Genomic DNA, 19445 nt, shown 5'->3' on the forward strand with positions numbered 1-19445 from the left:
TCCGCATAGCGGACGGCTTCATCTTTTTTTGACGCGCCCGCAACGATTCCCGTAGAGGGGGGAGGAACCGGGTGGCGCAGGGTATCTGTCGTGGCTGCCTTCGAAAGCATGGTCACATTTCACAAGGGCTTGTTGATTGATGTGCCAGAGCGTCCGAGCCTCAGAAAGTGATGTGACGTCCGTCGCTTTACGGTTGCGGATTCCGCAGGTAAACGGCCATTGACGCAACGGTTTCCGTCAAGGTTCCATCAACGCGGGAGCGGACGAAGAGACGTACGACACGAGCCGCCGGAGGCGATAACGCTCCCGCCCGAACCACCTGACGCACGAGTCGATCGGAACCGCCTTCATGACCGACACGCTCCGCCCTGTCGAGACCGCCGCCCCGGACGCCGCCCTCACGACGACCGGGAACCCCCAGAAGCTCAAGCGCTCCATCGGCATCGTCGGCGGGACCCTGCTGACGCTCTCGTGCGTGACACCCGCGTCGACGCTGTTCGTCGTGGTCCCCGACCTCTTCTCGTCCCTCGGCACGGCCACCGCGCTCACCATCGCGATCGGCTCCGTGCTCTGTATCGCCGTGGCGTTCTGCTACTCGGAGCTGGGCACCCTCATCCCCAGCGCCGGCGGCGAGTACGCCATGGTCTCCACGCTGGCCGGACGCCTCGCGGGCTGGCTGGTCTTCGTGCTCTCCCTGCTGGTCGTCATGATCGTGCCGCCGGTGATCGCCATGGGCACCGCTGACTACCTGGCGCCCCTCGTGCATCTGAACCCCTCGATCGCCGGCGCCGGGGTGATGCTCCTGGCCACCCTCGCGGGCCTGCTCGACCTGCGCGCCAACGCCTGGATCACCGGCATCTTCCTCGTCCTCGAGGTCATCGCCGCGGGCGTCGTCGCCGTCCTCGGCTTCGCACACAGCGAGCGCGGCGCCGGCAGTCTCGTCTCCCTGCAGGTCTCCGGCTCCGGCGGCCACACGGACACCGTGACGGCCATGCTCGTCGTCTCCGGACTCGCCATCGCCCTGTTCATCACCCAGGGCTTCTCGACCGCCGTCTACCTCTCCGAGGAGCTGGAGAACCCGCGCCGCAACGTCGCCCGCACGGTCCTCGCCACGCTCGCCATCTCCACCGTCATCATCCTGGTCCCGGTGATCGCCATCACCATGGGCGCCCCCGACCTGTCCGCCCTCACCGGCGGCGACATCAGCACCATGGTCACGGCCTGGTCCAACTCCGCCGTCGGCACCTTCGTGAGCCTCTGCGTGGCCCTCGCGATCATCAACGCGGGCATCGTCATGGTCATCCAGAACTCCCGCGTCCTGTTCGCCTCGGCCCGTGACAAGGCGTGGCCCGGCCCGGTCAACAAGGGCCTGTCCCGGCTCGGCCGCTTCGGCTCCCCCTGGGTCGCCACCCTCCTGGTCGGCGTCCCCGGCGCGGCCCTCTGCTTCGTCAACCTGGACACGCTGTACGGCGTGACGGGCGTCTCCGTGACGGCGATGTACCTGCTCGTCGCGGTCGCCGCGCTGCTCGCCCGGCGCGGCCACCACCGCCACACCCCCGCCTGGCGGATGCCCCTGTGGCCCGCCGTCCCGGTCCTGCTGATCGCGGTCCTCGCCTACATCCTGACCCAGCAGGAAACGGTCTACCTGCTGTGGACCGGCGGCATCACGGCGGTCGCCACCCTGTACTGGGCCTTCTATCTGCGCCCGCGCCGCGACACCCGCTGGCTGGTGTCGATCCCGGAGGACGAGCAGGTCTGACCGGGGCCCCTGCCCGCCCGGCCTCAGACCGGACGGGCCGCCGGGCTCAGCCGAAGTCCCACGTCACCACCGTGCACGTCCCGTCGTCCTTGCCGTCCGCGCTGCGGTACACGGCAAGGGCGACGTCGTTCCCGGTGTCCACGCCCACCCACATCCCGTAGCAGCCGCGTTCCCGTGCCAGGGAGGCGAGTTCACGGACCAGCGCCCGCCCGATCCCGCGCCGCCGGAAGGGCTCCGCCACCGCCAGCTCGTACAGGAACATCTCGGTGCCCTTGTCCGGGTGGACCGTCTCGACGCCGCTGACGAAGCCGACGGGATCGTCACCCTCGTAGGCCAGGAACAGGTGGTGCCCCTGGGTCTCCAGGAACCGCCGCGCCCACTCCGGACGCACGGGGTTGTCGAAGAGGTACTCGGCGGCGGTCAGTTCCGGCACGGTGGTCGCGCGGCGCAGGTCCATGGCCCGTTCGTACCACGGACGCGGTACACGGGGGCCGTACCGTACTCCCGTGGGAGGGGCCCGGGTTCAGCCGGGCGGCTGCCCCGGATGTCCGTGGGCACCCGTACCGTTGAGGCATGGATCTTCGACTGCCCCGGCCGCGTCTGCCGCGCCGGGGACGCCTGCCCGCCCGGACGGACGCGCGCGCCCGCTGGAGGTGGGCGGCCGCCGGCGCGGCCCTCGTGGTGCTCGCCGGCGCGGGCACCTGGACGGCCGTCGCCTCCGACGACCCGCAGGGCGTGCACCGCAGCGACCGGATGATGTCCATGGGCGGCGGAGTGCGGATCGACACCTCGTACTTCACCACCGGCCCGTCCGCGCAGCGCCGCCCCGCCGTCCTCCTCGCCCACGGCTTCGGCGGCAGCAAGGCGGACGTCCGCGGCGAGGCCGAGAAGCTCGCCCGCGACGGGTACGCGGTGCTGACCTGGTCGGCCCGCGGCTTCGGCCGGTCCAACGGCAGGATCGGACTGAACGACGCGCGGGGCGAGGTCGCCGACGCCTCCCGGCTCATCGACTGGCTGGCCGAGCGCCCCGAGGTCCGGCTCGACAAGGCCGGCGACCCGCGCGTGGGCATGGCCGGCGCCTCCTACGGCGGGGCCGTCTCCCTGCTGACCGCCGCGCACGACCCGCGCGTCGACGCCATCGCCCCGTCCATCACGTACTGGAACCTCGCCGACGCCCTCTTCCCGAACGGCGTGTTCAAGAAGGTCTGGGCCGGCCTCTTCATCAACTCCGGCGGCGGCTGCCAGCGGTTCGAGGCCGAGCTGTGCGCGATGTACAACCGGGTCGCGGAGTCCGGAAAACCGGACGCGGCGGCCAAGAAGCTCCTCCAGGAGCGCAGCCCCGAGGCCGTCGCCTCCCGCATCAAGGTGCCCACCCTCATCGCGCAGGGCCAGACGGACTCGCTCTTCCCGCTCGGCCAGGCCGACGCGATGGTGAAGGCGCTCCGCGCCAACCGCGCACCCGTGAAGGTCGACTGGATCTCCGGCGGGCACGACGGCGGCGACATGGAGGCGGACCGCGTCAGCTCCCGTGCCGCCTCCTGGTTCGACCGCTACCTGAAGGACGACAAGGGCGCCGACACCGGCCCCGCCTTCCGTGTCACCCGCACCGGAGGCATCGACTCCACCGACGGCGCCGCCCTGCTCCGCGGCGCGAGCGCCGACCGCTACCCCGGACTGGAGAGCGGCCGCCGCACCGTCGCACTGACCGGCCGGGAGCAGACGTTCCAGAATCCGGCAGGCGCCAGCCCGCCCGCCATCTCCGCCCTGCCCGGGCTCGGCGACTCGGGAGGCCTCACCCAGCTCTCCTCCCTCGGCGTCGGCATCGGCATCGACTTCCCCGGCCAGTACGCCCACTTCCAGTCCGCGCCCTTCCGGGACGACCTGCGCGTCACCGGCTCGCCCACGGTCACGGTGCACGTGAAGTCGAGCAGCGACGACGCCGTCCTCTTCGGCAAGGTCTACGACGTCGGCCCGGACGGCAGGCGCCAGGTGCTGCCCTCCCAACTCGTCACCCCCGTGCGGGTGGAGGGCGCGAAGTCCGGCAAGGACGTCCGCCTCACCCTGCCCGCCGTCGACCACGAGGTGCAGAAGGGCCACCGGCTCCGCCTGGTCCTCGCCTCGACCGACCTGGGCTACGCCTCTCCGGTCGCCCCGGCCACGTACACCGTCGCGGTGAAGAGCGGCCTCCAGGTGCCCACGGCACCCGGCGTGACGACCGCCGCCGCGCCGCTCCCCTCGTGGGTGTGGTGGCTGCCGGTCGCCGGCGCGCTCGCCGCGCTGGCCCTGCTGGTCACCGGCCGCCGCCGCACCACCGCGCCGGCGCCCGACCCCGCGCTCGCCGAGGTCCCGCTCCAGATCACCGACCTGAGCAAGCGCTACGCGAAGTCGGCCGACCGGTACGCCGTGCGCGATCTGTCGTTCCGGGTGGAGAAGGGCCAGGTCCTCGGCCTGCTCGGGCCGAACGGCGCGGGCAAGACGACCACCCTGCGCATGCTGATGGGCCTCATCAAGCCCGACGACGGCGAGATCCGCGTCTTCGGGCACGCCATCCGCCCCGGCGCCCCCGTCCTCTCCCGGGTCGGCGCGTTCGTCGAGGGCGCCGGCTTCCTCCCGCACCTCTCCGGCCGGGAGAACCTGGAGCTGTACTGGCAGGCCACCGGCCGGCCCCCCGAGGACGCCCACCTCGAAGAGGCCCTGGAGATCGCCGGCCTCGGCGACGCGCTGGCCCGCGCCGTGCGCACCTACTCCCAGGGCATGCGCCAGCGCCTCGCCATCGCGCAGGCCATGCTCGGCCTCCCGGACCTGCTGATCCTCGACGAACCGACCAACGGCCTCGACCCGCCGCAGATCCGCGAGATGCGCGGGGTGATGATCCGGTACGCCGCCGCGGGCCGCACCGTCATCGTGTCCAGCCACCTCCTCGCCGAGGTCGAGCAGTCCTGCACCCACCTGGTGGTCATGGACCGCGGCCGGCTCGTCCAGGCCGGCCCCGTCTCGGAGATCATCGGCTCCGGCGACACCCTGCTCGTCGGCACCGCGGCACCCGTCGACGCACCCGTCGTCGAGAAGGTCGGCGCCCTCCCGGGCGTCGTGTCGGCCCTCGCCACCGAGGACGGACTGCTCGTCCGCCTCGGCGCCGACGGCAGCGCGCAGCGGCTCGTCGCCGAACTCGTGCGCCTCGACGTGCCGGTGGCGGCGGTGGGACCCCACCGCCGGCTGGAAGACGCGTTCCTCACCCTCATCGGAGGCTCCGCATGAGCACGCTCGTCGAGCGCACCGAGACGGCGGACGGGTACCGGGCGCGCCGCACCCTGCCGCTGCGCGTGGAACTGCTCCGCCAGCTCAAGCGCCGCCGCACCCTGGTGATGGGCGCGATCCTCGCGCTGCTGCCCTTCGTCCTCGTCGCGGCGTTCGCGATCGGCGGCGAGCCGGGCGGGCGCAACGGCCAGGTCACCCTGATGGACACGGCCACCGCGTCCGGCGCCAACTTCGCCGCAGTGAACCTGTTCGTCTCCGCCGGCTTCCTCCTGGTGATCCCGGTCGCCCTGTTCTGCGGCGACACCATCGCCTCGGAGGCGAGCTGGTCCTCCCTGCGCTATCTGCTGGCGGCCCCCGTGCCGAGAACGCGCCTGCTGTGGTCCAAGCTCACCGTGGCGCTCGGCCTCAGCCTCGCCGCGATGATCCTGCTGCCGGTCGTCGCCCTCGCCGTCGGCACCGCCGCGTACGGCTGGGGACCGCTGGAGATCCCGACCGGCGGCGCGCTCTCCCCGGGCGTGGCCACCCAGCGCCTGCTCGTCGTCATCGCGTACGTCTTCGTGTCCCAACTGGTCACCGCCGGGCTCGCGTTCTGGCTGTCGACGAAGACCGACGCCCCGCTCGGCGCGGTCGGCGGCGCGGTCGGCCTGACCATCGTGGGCAACGTCCTGGACGCGGTCACCGCCCTCGGCCACTGGCGCGACTTCCTGCCCGCGCACTGGCAGTTCGCCTGGGCCGACGCCGTCCAGCCCACCCCGGAGTGGGGCGGCATGATCCAGGGCACGGCGATCTCCGTGACGTACGCGCTCGTCCTGTTCGCCCTGGCCTTCCGCGGCTTCCGGCACAAGGACATCGTGTCGTAGCGGTGTCGTCGGCCGCCGCCGGGCCGGACCCGGCGGCGGCCGACGACACCCCCAGGTCTCCGGAAGATCACCCACCGGTCTCGAAACCCCGCCGCCGTGGCCGGTTCGAGACGCTTCCGCAACGCTCCTGAGCGCTCGTCCGGGCCCCCTCCGGCGTCACAGTCACACACGTCGGGCCACACCAGGGCCGTACGACCGAGGGGGCACGGATGGGGAAGAACCACATACGCACGGCGGACGGCGCAGGCAGCGGGACCGGTGGCGCCCGGAGGACGGGCCGCCGACGCCCGAGTGTCCCGCTGCTCGCCCTCGCCGCCGCGGGCGCCGTCCTGCTCAGCGGGTGCGGCGCGGGCAGCGGCGACAACTCCTCCGACGGCAGCAAGGCCTCCCGTCACGACATCCCGCTCCCCGGTCGGCCGACCGGCGGGAGCGCCGAACGCGACCAGGAGGGCGAACAGTCGGGCGCCCCCGACGCCACCCCCTCGGCCGACTACCTCTCCACCTTCGCCCTCGACGTCGACACCGCATCGTACGGCTACGCCCGCCGCTCCCTCGCGAACGGCCGCGCCCCGGACCCGTCGACGATCCGCCCCGAGGAGTTCGTCAACAGCTTCCGCCAGGACTACGAACGCCCCGAGGGCGACGGCTTCTCCGTCACCGTCGACGGAGCCCGCACCGACGACGCACGCTGGTCCCTCGTCCGCGTCGGCCTCGCCACCCGGGCCGCCGAGACCGAGAGCCACCGCCCGCCCGCCGCCCTCACCTTCGTCATCGACATCTCGGGCTCCATGTCCGAACCCGGCCGCCTCGACCTGGCCCGCGCCTCCCTCGACGTGATGACCGACCGGCTGCGCGACGACGACTCGGTCGCCCTGGTCACCTTCAGCGACGAGGCCGAGACCGTCCTGCCGATGACCCGGCTCGGCGACCACCGCGACCGCGTCCACAAGGCGATCGACCGCCTGGAACCGACCGACTCGACCAACCTCGGGGCGGGCGTGCGCACCGGCTACGCGACCGCCGTCGAAGGCCTGCGCAAGGGCGCCACCAACCGCGTCGTCCTCGTCTCCGACGCCCTCGCCAACACCGGCGACACCGACGCCGACAGCATCCTCGAACGGATCTCCTCCGCCCGCCGCGAGCACGGCATCACCCTCTTCGGCGTCGGGGTCGGCAGCGAGTACGGCGACGCCCTCATGGAACGCCTCGCCGACAAGGGCGACGGCCACACGACCTACGTCTCCAGCCGCGACGACGCCTACACCGTCTTCTGCGACCAGCTCCCGCAGAACATCGACCTCACGGCCCGCGACGCCAAGGCACAGGTCGCCTTCGACCCCGAGACGGTCGAACAGTTCCGCCTGATCGGCTACGACAACCGCAAGGTCGCCGACGACGACTTCCGCGACGACCGGGTGGACGGCGGCGAGGTCGGCCCCGGCCACACCGTCACCGCGCTCTACGCCGTCCGCACCCGCCCCGGCGCCTCCGGCCGGCTCGCCACCGCGACCGTCCGCTGGCTCGACCCCGACAGCCGCACGCCGCACGAGAACTCCGGCCGGCTGGGGACCGGCTCGCTCCGCGCCGACGTCTGGGCCGCCCCGCCCGCCTTCCAGATCACCGCCGTGGCCGCCTACTTCGCCGACGCCCTCCGCTCGGGCGACGCGCGCTGGAGCGCCCTGCCCGGCGGACGCCCGCTCGGTGAACTGGCCTCCCGCACCCGCGATCTGGCGCGCGCCACCGACGACAAGGACGTCGAGGCCCTCGCCACCGCCATCGGCCAAGCCGACGACCTGAACGTCTGCGACCCGGACTGCCTCCGGTAGCCCCACCGGAACCCCGGGCGGGAACTGATCGTGCGCGACCCATTGAATTTCTGTTACGCGCGAGTAAGTTGACCCGGGAGTAAGGACCCTGCGACCGGGAGCCGTGATGGGCGTACGCAAGGATCTGAAGCGGGCGAAGCGGCGTGCGGGCCTGCCGAGCACGAGTCGGGTGGAGCTGGTCAGGGACGAGAGCGGTACGGTCCGCGAGGCACGTACCGCCCGTCTGGCACCGGCTCCCACCACCGGGAGCACGGCCGATCTGCCGTTCACCAACGCGGCCGAGGCCCCCGGCGCGATCGTCCTGCGCCGCCCCGGAGCCGGCGCGTGGACCCCGGTGACCGCCACCGCCTTCGCCCGTGAAGTCACCGACACGGCCAAGGGGTTGATCGCGGCCGGCCTCGAACCGGGCGGCCGGGTCGCCGTGATGTCCCGTACCCGCTACGAGTGGACGGTCCTGGACTTCGCGATCTGGGCGGCCGGCGGCCAGACCGTCCCCGTCTACGCGACCTCCTCCGCCGAGCAGGTGGAGTGGATCGTCCGGGACTCCGGCGCCCGCTTCGTGATCGTCGAGACCCCCGGCAACGCGGACACCGTGACCACCGGCACCGCCGGTCACCCCGAACCGCCGCGCCTCTGGCAGCTCGACGCCGACGCCCTCGGTGAACTCGCCTCGCTGGGACGGGACATCACCGACGAGGAGGTCGTCAAACGCCGGGCCGCGCTCACCCCCGACACGGTCGCGACGATCTGCTACACCTCCGGGACCACCGGCCGGCCCAAGGGCTGCGTCCTCACCCACGCCAACCTGCACGCCGAGGCCGCCAACACCGTCGAGCTGCTGCACCCCCTCTTCAAGGAGGTCACCGGCCAGACCGCGTCCACGCTCCTCTTCCTGCCGCTCGCCCACATCATGGGCCGCAGCCTGCAGATCGCCTGCCTGATGGCCCGCATCGAGGTGGGCCACTGCCCGAGCATCAAGCCCGACGAACTCCGGCCCGCGCTCAAGGAGTTCCGGCCCACCTTCCTGGTCGGCGTGCCGTACCTCTTCGAGAAGATCCACGCCACCGGCCGCGCCACCGCCGAGAAGATGGGCCGCGCCGCCTCCTTCGACCGCGCAGACCGCGTGGCCGTGCGCTTCGGAGCGGCGTACCTGAACAAGTTCCTCGGCACCGGCAAGGGTCCCGGTATCGGCCTCTACGCCGCCTGGGCGCTCTACGACCTGCTGGTCTACCGCCGTGTCCGCAAGGAGATCGGCGGCCGCGCGCACTACGCCATCAGCGGCGGCTCCCCGCTCGACCGCGACCTCAACCTGTTCTTCTACGCCGCCGGAATCCTCGTCTACGAGGGCTACGGCCTCACCGAGACGACCGCCGCCGCCACCGTCGTCCCACCGCTCGGCCCGCGCCCCGGCACGGTCGGGCTGCCGGTCCCGGGCACCACCGTCCGGATCGCCGACGACGGCGAGGTGCTCATCAAGGGCGGAGTGGTCTTCGGCGCCTACTGGAACAACCCGGCGGCCACCGACGCCGCCCTGACCGACGACTGGTTCGCCACCGGCGACCTCGGCGCCCTGGACCAGGACGGATACCTGACGATCACGGGCCGCAAGAAGGACATCCTCATCACCACGGGCGGCAAGAACGTCTCTCCCGCCGTGCTGGAGGACCGGCTGCGCAGCCGTGCCCCCGTAGGCCAGTGCCTCGTCGTCGGCGACAACCGGCCGTTCGTCGCGGCCCTCGTCACCCTCGACCCGGAGGCCGTCGCGCACTGGCTCGACGTCCGCGGACTCCCGGCGGACACCCCGCTCGCGGACCTCGTGACCGACCCCCGGATGCGGGCCGACGTCCAGAAGGCGGTGGACCACGCCAACGCGGCCGTCTCCCGCGCCGAGTCGATCCGCGCCTTCGCCCTGGTGGAGGGGGAGTTCACCGAGGACAACGGCCTGCTCACGCCGTCCCTGAAGGTGAAGCGGCACGCGGTGACGTCGGCGTACGCGGCCGACATCGAGGCGCTCTACGGGAACTGACGGGCCGCCCGGCCCACCCGCCCCCGGACACGGGAACAGCGGGCCGCTCCGAAGAGCGACCCGCTGTCCGCGGAGCTGAGGGTGATCAGCTGCCGGCCGAGCCGTTGCCCGACAGGACCGGGATGTTGTCCAGGATGTGCGACAGCGGCTCGTCGCCCTTGGCCTGGGTGGAGTTCTCGGTGCACTGCTGGTTCTGCGGCGCGGAGAGGATCGGCACGTCCTGGAGGACGGTGACCGGGACCAGGCCGACGAGCGAGGCCAGGTTGGCCTTGACGGGCAGGCCGACACAGGGCTTGTTCAGCGAGCCCTGCACGAGCGAGAGCTGGGGGCTCATGTCGCCGTGCGTGGCCTGGTTGCCGTACTTCTGGACGGAGCCGTTGCCGTTCGTGGTGGTGACGCCGTCATCGTTGCCGATGGCGAGCGCCTGGGGGGCGGCGGCAGCCGAGACACCGGCGATGGAAGCGGCAATGGCCGCGGTCGCCCAGAGCTTCTTCATGGTGGTTTTGCCCTTTCGGAGAGCGGACTCCGAGCGGAGCCGCGTCATGATCAACAGTGCTGCGGATGGTGCGGTTGCGGGGTGTACCCCGAATGGCCCACGGGAAGTTTCCGGGGCCGGACGTCACCGCCGCTGTCGTCGTGGAGGTGACAGCGGCAGCGGGCCGCCAAAGGTGCGGGCGGCCCGCTGTACGCGGTGACGGGTCAGCTGCCGAGGGAGCCGTTGCCCGACAGGACCGGGATGTTGTCCAGGATGTGCGACAGCGGCTCGTCGCCCTTGGCCTGGGTGGAGTTCTCGGTGCACTGCTGGTTCTGCGGGGCCGAGAGGATCGGCACGTCCTGGGCCACGGTGACCGGCACGAGGCCGACGAGCGAGGCGAGGTTGGCCTTCGCGGGCAGGCCGATGCAGGGCTTGTTCAGCGAGCCCTGGATGAGCGCCATCTGCGGGCTCATGTTGCCGTACGTGGCCTGGTTGCCGTAGATCTGCGCGGCGCCGTTGCCCTGGGTGGTGGTGACACCACCGTCGTTGCCGATGGCCAGCGCCTGCGGCGCGGCGGCAGCCGTGGCTCCGACGACGGAAGCGGCGATCGCCGCAGCAGCCATAACCTTCTTGATCACTTGCTGATCCCTTCTGGAGTAACCCCGTCCACCGGAGCGACCTGGACAACTGGACCCGGCCCGCATAGTTGCTGCGATTCACCCCAATGGCCCATATGCACGGCATGAACGTCACGTGCTCGGGCCAGAGGTTCCGTGAATTCGGACGGGGTGAACAGTCCGTTCGGGTGACGCCGCGGAACCAATCCGGCCGGCTCCGGTTGATGTGGGAGCAGGAATATGTGTCACAGGCAGGAAAGGAACCCGGAGAAATGCTCAAGAAGGCAATGGCCGTGGCTGCTGTCGCGGCTTCCGTCGTCGGTGTCTCGGCGGCGGCCGCCCCGCAGGCGCTGGCCGTCGGCAACGACGACGGTGTCACCACCACCAACGGGAACGGTGCCGAGCAGTCGTACGGCAACTCCGTCGCCAAGGGCGACCTGAGCCCGCAGGCCTCGCTCGTGCAGGGCTCGCTGAACAAGCTCTGCCTCGGTGTTCCGGTCAAGGTCAACGCGGGTTCGCTCGTCGGCGTCCTCGTCCCGGTCACCGCCCTTCAGGACGTGCCGGTCCTCTCCGCGCCGCAGAACCAGCAGTGCGCCGAGAACTCCACCCAGGGCAAGGGTGACGAGCCGCTGTCGCACATCGCGGACAACATCCCGGTCCTGTCGGGCAACGGCTCCCTCGGCAGCTGACCCCCGGCCGGGCCCGGGTCGCGCGCTCCGTCCGACGCGCGGCCCGGGCCCGCTCCGCGTTCCCGCCCGTACCGTGACGGATTTTCCTGTCGGAATTCCCGGTGCGTGAACACCCCGCGGGAAACCGTTCCCCCCTTTCCAGGGAAACGCTTCTTCTTCGCCGCACTCCCGAAAGAAGCGTTTCTCCTGCTGTGGCCGTTCGCGCGTACCGTCCGCTCAGGGCGATTCGAGTGAATTACCAAGCGGCGCGCGCTCCGCAGTTTCTTCGGTCGTCCGTCCCTCGTTTACAGCCTGCAGGTCATGGTGCGAGCCGTTCAAGTTGTGCTCGCTCGGTCTCGGCCGACAAAGGGGCATGACCGCAGAGAAGGGAAAGCACGTGAAGCACAAGAAGAGCGCTGCTGTCGTCGCCGGCGCGATCATGGCCCTGGGCATGGCTGCCCCGGCCTTCGCGGACGCGGGTGCCGAGGGTGCCGCCGTCCACTCTCCCGGTGTCCTCTCGGGCAACGTGATCCAGGTTCCCATCCACATCCCCGTCAACGTGTGCGGCAACTCGATCAACGTGATCGCCCTGCTGAACCCGGCGTTCGGCAACACCTGCGTCAACGACTGACGCTTCCCGGCACCTCAGCCGCCCCCGGCTGTGCCACGGCCGGCCTTGGACCGCAGTGCGGCCCGAGGCCGGCTTCCTCACTTCTACCAGCAGGAAGAAAACAAGAGTGCGACAGAACCTGAGTAGGGGAGTGGTCGTGGCAGCGGCCGCGACAAGCATCATGTCCCTGTACGCCAGCCCGGCCTTCGCCGACTCCGGCGCGGTGTCGGCCGCCTCGGGCTCGCCGGGCGTCGCGTCGGGCAACAACGTCCAGGTCCCGGTGAACGTGCCGCTGAACGCCTGCGGCAACACGGTCGACGTGGTCGCGGCGCTCAACCCCGCCTTCGGCAACTCCTGCGCCAACCCGTCGGGTTCGCACGGCAGGCACGCCGCACCGCGCATCCCCGCCCAGCAGGACACCGGCTCCGGCCACGGCGGCTCCGGCCATGGGGGCTCCGGCCACTCGGGCGGCGGTCACGGCGGCGGAGCGTACGGCGGCGGCCACGGAGGCTCCGGCTACGGGGACTCGGGCCACGGTCACTCCGGGTACGGCGACTCCGGCTACGGCGACTCCGGCTATGGGGACTCCGGCTATGGGGACTCGGGGTACGGGGACTCCGGCTACGGCGGACACGGTCACCACGGGGGTCACGGTGGCTCGTCCGCGCACGGCGCTGCCCACGACTCGCCGGGCGTGTTCTCCGGCAACCACGCCGGTGCCCCCGTGGATGTCCCGGTCGAGCTGTGCGGCGACACCGTCGACGTGATCGGCATCGGGAACCCGGTGTTCGGCAACGAGTGCGGTCACCAGCACACCCCGGGAGGCTACGGCTCCACCCCGGACGAGGACTGCACCCCGCCCGTCACGCCCCCGCGGACCCACGAACACCCGCCCACCGAGACGCCGTTCACGCCCGTCTCGTACACCCCGCCGCCCACGGTCCACGAGCAGCCGCCCGCGCCGCCCGCCCCGGCACACCACCGGTCCACGCCCCCGGCCGCGCTGGCGGAGACCGGCGGCGCGGGACTGGCGGAGACCGCGGCCGTCAGCCTGTTCCTGCTCGCCGGCGGCACGGTGATGTACCGGCGGAGCCGGGTCGCCTCGCGTCCCTGACACCACCGGGAGCCGGACGCGGTGACGCGTCCGGCCCCGGACCTTCGTGCCCCCGGACCCCGGGCCCGTCGGTCAGCTCCGGGCGCCGAGTTCCTCGTCGGATCCCCTCGGCAGACGGGACGCGGGCGCCGGAACCCGTGCGCCGCCCGGCTCCGCGCGCAGCCGGCGCCGTACGCCCCGCACGAGCGTGTCCGCGGTGAAGCCGGCACCCTGCACGAAACGCATGGCGGGTCCGAACGAGGACGCCGTGACCAGACCGGCCATGAACAGCCCCGGCACAGAGGACTCGAAGTCCCTGCCGATGGCGGGGGAGCCGTCGGGCAGGGCGGCCACGCCCGCCCGGAGTTCGTCGGCGAGCAGCCCGAGCCGGTCGCGCCGGCCCCGGAAGCCGGTGGCCGCGATGATGTGGTCGGTCTCCAGACAGGTCGGTGTGCCGTCCAAGTCCACCGTCTCGACGCGCAGGCCGATCCCCGACGCGTAGGCCGACGTGACCTCGTGACCCAGCATCAGCTCGACGACGGGTTCGACGCGGTCGCGCACCCACCAGGCGCCCGCGGGCCCCAGCGCGGTCGCCGCGATCCGGGTCCGGGTGGGTTCCGGGAGCCGTCGGAAGAGGCCGGGGCGCTCGGCGTAGAACCAGTTGCGCCAGCCGCAGCCGAGACCGCTGTGCGGGGCACGGGCCGCCCGCCACCACGGCCGGTCCCGGGCAGGCGGCACGTCGTTCCAGTTCAGCCGGCCCGCGCGGGCCAGCACCCGCACCCGGGTGCCCTGTTCGGCAAGGAGCGCCGCCGTCTCCAGGGCGGCCTGGCCGCCCCCGATCACCGTGACGTGACGGTCGCGGAAGCGGGAGAGATCGCCGTGGTGGCTGCTGTGCGACACCTGCTCGGGGCCGAGGTCGCGCAGCACGGGCGGCACCTCGACGAAGGGCGTGACGCCGACGGCCAGGGCGACCGTCCTGGCGCGCAGCACCTCGCCGTCGTCGATCAGCGCCTCGAAGCCGCCGGCGCAGGCCCGGACGCGGACGACCGTGCGTTCGTCGACGTGCGGCACGGCGTTGCGGGCGAACCACAGCCCGTAGGACGCGAACATCCCGACCGGGATCGGCTCGCCGTGCCGGGCCGTCACACCGCGGCCCGCGCAGTACGTCTCCAGGCGCCAGCGGCCCTCCGGGTCGGAGAGGTTCGACGCCCACGGCTCCGACTTCAGGAACATGCCGGCGGGCATGTGGTCCCGCCAGGAGGACATGGGACGGCCGAGGACGCGCAGGCTCAGCCCGGCGGCCGCGGCGTGGGACGCGATGGACAGGCCGTAGGGTCCGGCTCCCACCACCAGGAGGTCGTACATCAGTGGCTGCTCGCTTTCTCGTCGTCGGCAAGGGAGTCGGCAAGGGAGCCGGCCGGCGCGTCGGCCGACGGGGCGGGCGGGGGAGCGGGCGCGGGTACGGTCCTGGTGCCGGGGCGGGCGACGGCTTCGCCGCGCGGGCGGACGACCGTCGGGTCCGGGCCTGGGACGACGGGCCCCTCCACGGGCAGCGCGACCTCTTCGAGCGCCTCGGTCACCGCCGCCTCCAGCCCCGGCGCTCCACCGGCCGTCGCGTCGTCCGACTCCTGTGACGCGGCCGGTCCGGACAGCAGACGGGCGGCGCGCTGGGTCAGCCGGCGCGGCACGTGCCGGGTCCACAGGCTCCACATCGCCCGGCCCGGCGCGGGGTCGTCCGGCGCGTGCCAGGCGAGTTCGCGCCCCGCCGGGCGCGGACGCGGACGCAGGGCGCCGAGCGGCGCGTAGTTCTCCACGACGAACGCGCGGCCCGGAAGCGGCTCCGGTTCGGGGATCCGACGGTGGGTCAGATCCAGATGCAGGGCGCGGACGACGTCCAGGCCGCCGCCGTCCTCGAAGAGCCGGAACTGGGCGCCGGGGCGGGGGTTGAAGTCGAGCAGGTGGTAGCGGCCCGTCGTGCCGTCCCTGCGGAAGTCGAGGTCGAAGATGCCCCGGTAGCCGAGAGCCGTGGTGAGCCGTTCGACCAGCGTCTCCAACTCGGGGTTGGGCGTCCAGCGGCCGACCGCCGTGAGGCCCGCACCGCGCGGCCAGGACAGGTGCTTGCGGCCCGCGCCGCCGCCGTGCGTGGTCCCAGACCGGCCGACGTATCCGTGGAAGAACCAGTCCCGGTCGGGCCCCGGCGGCAGGAACGCCTGGAGCAGCAGCGGGCTGCCCGCCTCCGCGCCGCGCAGATAGAGGTCCTGTGCCTCCCGTGCGGAGCGCACCACGACGGTGCTGCGCAGTCCGGTCCCGGCCGGGATCAGCCACGGACGGCTCCACTTGGCCATCACCGGCAGCCCCAGCTGCCAGGCCGCGGCGGCGGCCTGTGCCGGGCTCTCCGGGATCAGGGTCACCGGGTGCGGAACACCCACGCTCGCGCAGACGGCGGCCAGTTCGGCCTTGTCGGCGACGCGTTCGGCCAGGCGGCCCGGCTGCTGCGGCAACAGGTACCCGCCGGCGAGGTCCTCGCCCATGCGGCCCACCGCCAGCGCGCTCGCGTCATCCATCGGGACCAGCACCGCCGGCCGGGAGACCCGCGCGGCCACTCGGCGCAACACCGCGGCGATGTCCGCGGTGGAGGAACCCGGCGGCGGCGGGGGGTGCATCTCGCACACGAAGCGCGATCTGCGGACGGGACTTCCCTCCGAGTCGGCGACGACGTGAACCTCCACACCGGCCCTGCCGAGTGAGCGCACGGCTCCCAGAGTTCCGTGGTGAAAGGGATTCCGGTCGATGCGCAACAGAACGGCGGGGACCCGGGTGTCGAGAATCTGCACAGGCTTTTCCTTCGGATCGGCGACGGGGTCGTTGTAGGGGTGGGGAACGCTTCAGGGGCGTTTTCGGGAACGGGCCCGGACGTTCGGTGATGGACGCGCGAGCGGGTGGGTCACCCGTGCGAGTGATCATCAGCTGCGGAGGCAGGGGCCTCGGTTGGCGGAATGGGTATTCGTATGACTGAGTGTCAGTAATCGGATACGTAAATCCGAGAAACAAGAGGGAGAGAGGAGCAGGCATGGCCCCACAGCAGCATCGGCCCCGGAACAGAAGGCTGGCGTTCGTCGCGGCCGGCATCGTCACGTCGGTCGCACTCGCGTCGGGTCCGGGATACGCCGTGGGCGCCGGGGTGGGTCGGGTCGGCGATCCGCCGGCTCCTACGCCCACGGTGGTGGCACCGCCCGCGGCCTCCCCGCCCACCGGCGGGACCCAGACCCCGCCCCCGGTCCCCAGCCCGCCGGTCGGCGCGCACGCCGCGTCCGGCAAGCCCGCGGCGGCCGGCGCGACACCCGCGCCCACCGCGCAACCCGCGGCCCGGCAGCCCGCCTTCGGCGCCTACCTGGACTACGGCGCCAGGGGTATCGCGCGGATCGCCCAGCTCAGCGAGTGGCTGGGCGGGACCGAACTGCGCGTCGGGCACACGTATCTGCCCGGTGACCGCTGGAGCAACATCGAGGGCGCGCCCGGGTTCCTGGACGCCTGGGCGGACTGGCGTCGTGACCAGGCCGACCGGATGCTCGTCCTCAACGTCCCGATGATGGAGCGCAACGAGGACCGGGTCTCCGACGACGAGGTCAGGAGCCTGCTCGCCGAGGCCTCCTCCGGAGCGTTCGACAGCCATTTCCGCGCGCTCGCCGAGCGTCTCGTCGAGCTGAAGGTGCCGGACACCGTCATCGTGCTCGGCTGGGAGATGAACGGCATCACGTACACCCATCGCTGCGGTCCCGACCCGGAGGCCTGGAAGAAGTACTGGAACAGGATCGTCACCACCATGCGCGCGGTGCCGGGGCAGAAATTCAAGTTCGACTTCGCCCCGAACCGCGGCCGGGACGGCATTCCCTGGACACAGTGCTATCCCGGGGACGACACGGTCGACATCATCGGCATGGATTCGTACGACCAGCCGTCGGGGCTCTCATTCGACGAGCAGGTGAAGGAGCCGTACGGGCTTCAGGAGCAGGTCGACTTCGCGAAGGCCCACGGCAAGCCCATTTCCTATCCCGAATGGGGCCTGTTCCGCAACGGCGACAACGCGGAGTACATGAAGCGCATGCTCGGCTGGATCGACGAGCACAAGCCGCTGTACAACACCCTCACCGACTACTGCCCGCACGGCGTGTGGCAGTGCGAGGACAATCCGAAGGCGTCCCAGGCCTACCGTGCCGCGCTGTCCGGCCGGACCGACCCGACGGCCCCGCCGTCGCCGGAGCCGACCCCCAAGCCGACACCGAAGCCGACGCCGAAGCCCGAGCCGACCGGGCCGGTCACGCCCGTTCCCCTTCCCCCGCCGAACTGTTCGCCGCTGGACCTGGGCGACTGGGTGGAGTACTGGATGGGCGGCAAGCTGTGCCTGCGCTTCGACTGGTGGTCGCGCAACCGGTGAACCCCGGGTGGCGGCGGGTCGTTCAGGGCCTGCCGCCACCGCGTTCCCTCCAACTGCGCAGCAGCGCCTTGCCCCGCCGGCGCGCGGCGACGTCGCAGACGACCGCCGACATCAGCGGTGCGGTGAACCGGCGGGCGAGGAGCAGCCGCTGGTTGACGACCGGCTCCGGACGCCAGTGCCGCTTGTACGGTTCGTCGCCGCGCAACAGGCTCAGGGTCCCGCGGCCTCCCGCCTCGGTGTGCCGGGAGCACGCGTTCAGCAGCATCACCGCGACGTCCGCCTTGCGCTCGCGCAGCCGCGGATGGGCGCCGTACAGATAGCCGCCCGCCAGGCGGGGCGACAGCAGCGTGAGGTCCACGGCGACGACCGTGCCGTCGAGACGGAACTCGGTGACCACCGCGTCCCCGGAGCGCGCCATCGGGACCACCGAGCGGACCAGATGCTCCGCGAACCGCTCCTGCACGTGCTCGCTCGTCACCTTCCGGCCCTGCCACTGCAACTGGTGCAGTTCGAGCAGCCGACGCAGCGCCGCGTCCACCTCGTCGAGGCCCACGACCCGTTGCTCGACCCCGAGCGCGGTGAGCTTGCGCAGCTTCGCCCGGACGCGCTGCGCCTTGGCCGAGGGCAGCCGGCCCACCAGTTCCTCCATCGAGGTGGCGGGCAGCTCCAGGCACAGCGAGTCGCCGACCCGGCGGCGGGGGCCGCGCCAGCTCTCGTAGATCCGCTCCACCGCCCCGCCGGGACGGACCTCGCGGAAGTCGATCAGCGCGGTGCGGGCGGCGGCCGACAGGCCCTCGGTGAGCGTGGCCGCCCACCGGTCGGCCTGCTCGTCGTCGAGGAGCACGTCCGCGTAGTCGGAGATGGCTCCGCCGAGCGGGACGAGGGCGGGCAGCGGGCGGCGCACCAGCATCAGGGGCGCGGCCGCCCGCAGCTCACCGTCCTCACGGACGACCACCAGACGCAGCCGGCCCGGTGTCCCGTACGACAGCCACCACGAATGCAGCCAGGCGTGACTCTGGAACGCGGTGACGGCGCCGCACCGGCGGTACAGGCGATCCCAGGCGGGCCCCAGCTCCGCGAACTCCCTCTCGTCGGTGATGAGTTCCGCTCGCGCGGCCCTCCGTACGCCGGTCCGGAGCGTCTCGGTCACAGCGCTCCGTGCACATCGGCGGCGGTGGCGGGGCTCGGCACGGAGGCCGGCCGGGCCGCGTCGGCCGACCGGCGGGGGCGGACCAGCAGCACGAGGCCGCCGAGCAGGCCACCCGCGCTCGCGCCGACCAGGCCGGTCACCGTCGCCGACGCGGAGGACGCCGAGGCCGGCTTCACCGCGCGGGAGAACGACAGCAGCTGGACGTGCGTGTCCTTCTGGTTGTCGTTGGCGTGCTGGGTCAGCGAGCGCGTGACCGCGTTGGCCATGTCGGCGGCGCGGTCGGGGCGGGAGGAGGTCGCCGACACGGCGACCATCGGGGCGTCCGGCGAGGTCGCCGTCCGCACGTCCGCCTGCAGCGTCCTGACGGGGACACCGGCCCACACCTGCGCGTCGCCGAGGACCGCGAGCTGGGTCGCGACCCGGCCGTACGCCTGGGCGAAGCCGAGCGCGGCCGACGGGTCACCCTTGTCGGTCGGCACGGCGATGACGTAGCTCGTCGCCGTGTAGGTCGGGGTCTTCACCACGCCGTACGCGCCGCCGAGCAGGCCGCCGAGCACGGCTCCGGCGGCGAGCAGCGACCACGGGGGCATGGATTTCGCCCGGGCGAGGCCCGTTCCCGCGGAACGGTGGCCCCTGGTGAGGTTTTCGGACATGAGGAACTCACTCCA

At 72.3% G+C, this 19445-nt stretch carries 16 protein-coding genes; 9 read left to right on the top strand and 7 right to left on the bottom strand.

Annotated elements, in window-relative coordinates; genetic code table 11:
- The first annotated feature begins 349 nt into the window (after window positions 1–349).
- Window positions 350–1759 carry an APC family permease gene (locus OG406_RS25735; protein ID WP_329187989.1) on the top strand — a complete coding sequence of 470 codons (1410 nt, stop codon included), beginning with the start codon at window positions 350–352 and terminating at the stop codon, window positions 1757–1759.
- A 46-nt stretch (window positions 1760–1805) separates the two neighbouring features.
- Here OG406_RS25735 and OG406_RS25740 read toward each other — a convergent pair whose 3' ends face one another.
- Window positions 1806–2216 carry a GNAT family N-acetyltransferase gene (locus tag OG406_RS25740; RefSeq protein WP_081217356.1) on the bottom strand — a complete coding sequence of 137 codons (411 nt, stop codon included), beginning with the start codon at window positions 2214–2216 and terminating at the stop codon, window positions 1806–1808.
- 116 nt (window positions 2217–2332) lie between these two features.
- Between OG406_RS25740 and OG406_RS25745 the strand changes: the two genes are divergently transcribed.
- The 4 genes from OG406_RS25745 (at window position 2333) to OG406_RS25760 (ending at window position 9729) form a co-directional block, all read left to right on the top strand.
- Window positions 2333–5017, top strand: coding sequence for an alpha/beta fold hydrolase (locus OG406_RS25745; protein WP_329187992.1), 2685 nt, complete (start codon window positions 2333–2335; stop codon window positions 5015–5017).
- Window positions 5014–5877, top strand: a complete 864-nt coding sequence (locus OG406_RS25750) for an ABC transporter permease (RefSeq protein ID WP_081217354.1) — start codon at window positions 5014–5016, stop codon at window positions 5875–5877. Before OG406_RS25745 ends, OG406_RS25750 begins: the two co-directional genes overlap by 4 nt.
- A gap of 209 nt (window positions 5878–6086) precedes the next feature.
- Window positions 6087–7703: a vWA domain-containing protein gene (locus OG406_RS25755; protein WP_329187997.1), complete on the top strand. Its 1617-nt coding sequence runs from the start codon at window positions 6087–6089 to the stop codon at window positions 7701–7703.
- Between the two features lie 106 nt (window positions 7704–7809).
- Window positions 7810–9729: an AMP-dependent synthetase/ligase gene (locus OG406_RS25760; protein ID WP_267050843.1), complete on the top strand. Its 1920-nt coding sequence runs from the start codon at window positions 7810–7812 to the stop codon at window positions 9727–9729.
- A gap of 85 nt (window positions 9730–9814) precedes the next feature.
- Here OG406_RS25760 and OG406_RS25765 read toward each other — a convergent pair whose 3' ends face one another.
- Window positions 9815–10225: a rodlin gene (locus OG406_RS25765; RefSeq protein WP_081217351.1), complete on the bottom strand. Its 411-nt coding sequence runs from the start codon at window positions 10223–10225 to the stop codon at window positions 9815–9817.
- 203 nt (window positions 10226–10428) lie between these two features.
- Entirely contained in the window at window positions 10429–10842 is a 414-nt protein-coding gene (locus OG406_RS25770) for a rodlin (protein ID WP_081217350.1), read from the bottom strand.
- Between the two features lie 251 nt (window positions 10843–11093).
- Here OG406_RS25770 and OG406_RS25775 point away from each other — a divergent pair, with 251 nt between their 5' ends.
- From OG406_RS25775 to OG406_RS25785, 3 genes are all read left to right on the top strand, one after another.
- Entirely contained in the window at window positions 11094–11510 is a 417-nt protein-coding gene (locus tag OG406_RS25775) for a rodlin (protein WP_081217349.1), read from the top strand.
- Window positions 11511–11862: 352 nt separating this feature from the next.
- Window positions 11863–12120 (top strand): chaplin, encoded by a 258-nt coding sequence (locus tag OG406_RS25780; protein WP_323179399.1) that lies wholly within the window; start codon window positions 11863–11865, stop codon window positions 12118–12120.
- Window positions 12121–12226: 106 nt separating this feature from the next.
- A complete protein-coding gene (locus tag OG406_RS25785; protein WP_329188003.1) occupies window positions 12227–13213 on the top strand; it encodes a chaplin in 987 nt (328 codons plus the stop codon).
- Window positions 13214–13285: 72 nt separating this feature from the next.
- Here OG406_RS25785 and OG406_RS25790 read toward each other — a convergent pair whose 3' ends face one another.
- Window positions 13286–14557, bottom strand: coding sequence for an FAD-dependent oxidoreductase (locus OG406_RS25790; protein WP_329188004.1), 1272 nt, complete (start codon window positions 14555–14557; stop codon window positions 13286–13288).
- Entirely contained in the window at window positions 14557–16026 is a 1470-nt protein-coding gene (locus OG406_RS25795; RefSeq protein ID WP_329188006.1) for a carboxylate--amine ligase, read from the bottom strand. Before OG406_RS25795 ends, OG406_RS25790 begins: the two co-directional genes overlap by 1 nt.
- A 236-nt stretch (window positions 16027–16262) precedes the next feature.
- Between OG406_RS25795 and OG406_RS25800 the strand changes: the two genes are divergently transcribed.
- A complete protein-coding gene (locus OG406_RS25800) occupies window positions 16263–17627 on the top strand; it encodes a glycoside hydrolase family 26 protein (RefSeq protein WP_329188007.1) in 1365 nt (454 codons plus the stop codon).
- A gap of 22 nt (window positions 17628–17649) precedes the next feature.
- Here the strand turns inward: OG406_RS25800 and OG406_RS25805 are convergent, their stop codons facing one another.
- Entirely contained in the window at window positions 17650–18777 is a 1128-nt protein-coding gene (locus tag OG406_RS25805) for a GNAT family N-acetyltransferase (protein WP_267050839.1), read from the bottom strand.
- Complete coding sequence (locus OG406_RS25810) at window positions 18774–19430, bottom strand: lipopolysaccharide biosynthesis protein (RefSeq protein WP_081217343.1); 657 nt, start codon at window positions 19428–19430, stop codon at window positions 18774–18776. Before OG406_RS25810 ends, OG406_RS25805 begins: the two co-directional genes overlap by 4 nt.
- Window positions 19431–19445: the final 15 nt, after the last annotated feature.

The organism is Streptomyces sp. NBC_01428 (genome assembly GCF_036231965.1).
Taxonomy (GTDB): Bacteria; Actinomycetota; Actinomycetes; order Streptomycetales; family Streptomycetaceae; genus Streptomyces.